This window comes from Caballeronia grimmiae (assembly GCF_000698555.1).
In the GTDB taxonomy this organism is placed as follows: Bacteria; Pseudomonadota; Gammaproteobacteria; order Burkholderiales; family Burkholderiaceae; genus Caballeronia; species Caballeronia grimmiae.
In genome coordinates, this window is record NZ_JFHE01000108.1 from 1 (window position 1) to 1,671 (window position 1,671).

A 1,671-nucleotide genomic window follows, 5' to 3' on the forward strand; every position below is an offset into this window, starting at 1 on the left:
CAAACGAATTTATCCGCTTAAAACTAGCTGCTATCTAGCTGCCATCCAATACTCGCTAAGCCCTGCCCTTACCTTCTTCGTATGCATCAAGCGCCCGCTCAAGCAGCTCGACCAGCATCAAACCATCTCTTTGCGCCACGCTACGAAGCCGCTCATCAAACTCTGGACTTACGCGAGTCGCGAACTGCAACGTTCTATTCGACCTACGCGCGGACCTTCCATCCACCCTCTTCGCTGCAACGGGCGACACCGGAGCGTGCTCAGGCGCACCTAGGTTTTCGCTCGCCTCATCAAACGTCGGAGGGGCAGGCAACGAACGTCTCTTTAACTTCGACAAGTCAGCCATCTATTCACCTCGAAATACGATCAATCAATGCTTGAATCAATGCATCAGCACGAGCGTTCAACGCCGCATAACGGGTCTCGGTGACTGCAAATCCCGCGTTCTGTGCCTTCCGATACGACGCCCGCTCGACCAGGCACCCCTCCAACACGCTGTAACCCGCCTCTTCCAAGAAAGCTCGTGCATCAGCTTCCTCCGCGTCAGTGCCGATACGGTTCAACGCGAATGTCAGACGACCACGATCCACACCGGCCTTAACGAGCGCATGAAACTCGCGAACCGCCGGTCTTAGATCATCAAGCGATGCACCTGTAGGCTGAACAACCAAATCAGCCGACTTGGCAATATCCAACGTAGCCTGAGACGTCCGAGCTGGTCCGTCCAAAACCAAAAGATCGAAATGCTTTGCCACCGCAAGCGCCTGCGAAGCCGTCTTATACGATTCGACTGATACGACCGGCTCAATACCCGAATCCATGCGGGTTCGATGCCAGTCAACCGAGGTTCCCTGCTGCGTATCGAGATCAGCTATCTTGGTTTGAAGGCCCCCCGCCGCAGCCTCGCGAGCAACAGCACGAGCTAACGTGCTTTTCCCTACCCCGCCCTTCTGCGACACGAACGCAATTACAGCCGCCATCGTTTCTCCTTATCTGCTATCTAGCAGCTAGCTATTGCCAACAGATTAAGCCGCAAAAAGCCTATGTACAAGCCATCGCGACGAACTAGATACCTGCTATCTAGCCGCTACCTAATCAGAGTTCCACCACTGAGGCATCGCAGCACGCGGCACGCGAGTGAACGTCTCTGCTTCATGCTCGGCACCCTCGGCCAACACATCGCGCTTCCTGTACCACGGCCACGACCTAACCCACTTCATCGTCGCGTCAAATCCTTCCTTCTTGCAGAACATCAAAACCAGCCCGAACGGCGATCCCCAGCAATCATGCTTTTCAGCCTCAACAATCGCCTGAAAATCCGAATCCAAAAGCTTGCCCAACTCACGACTCGAATCCTCAAGCTGCGCGGCGAGCTCTTCATCGGTCGCGTCGAAATCAACGCCCAACTCCCGCAGGCGCGCTCTAAGCGACTTCGAAAATTCCACCTGATGACGGCCAAGCGTCGCAGCCGCGTAAATTCCAAACAAAACACCAGCTCGCTCATCACCCTCAGCAGCATCAAACAAAAGCTCAAACGGCGTCTTACCACCGCGCCGAGCTTTCTTCGCATGAGTGTTCGCAAGCTCGTTCTCAGGTCCCCAGCGACGTTCGATACCGAACTTCGCCAAATACTCTTCTGCAGACAACGCCCGCCGAACATCGACACCAACA

At 55.1% G+C, this 1,671-nt stretch carries 2 protein-coding genes; both read right to left on the reverse strand.

All coding sequences use genetic code 11. From position 1 onward, the window contains the following. Window positions 1-350: 350 nt before the first annotated feature. Entirely contained in the window at window positions 351-980 is a 630-nt protein-coding gene (locus tag BG57_RS30780) for a nucleotide-binding protein (protein WP_035971057.1), read from the reverse strand. Window positions 981-1,091: 111 nt separating this feature from the next. Next, the coding region (locus tag BG57_RS33245) for a hypothetical protein (protein ID WP_206539449.1) at window positions 1,092-1,671 on the reverse strand (580 nt) is incomplete at its 5' end.

Excerpts from the sequence above, each read along its gene's own strand:
- BG57_RS30780 (WP_035971057.1), bottom strand. The coding sequence starts at position 980 with ATGGCGGCTGTAATTGCGTTCGTGTCGCAGAAGGGCGGGGTAGGGAAA.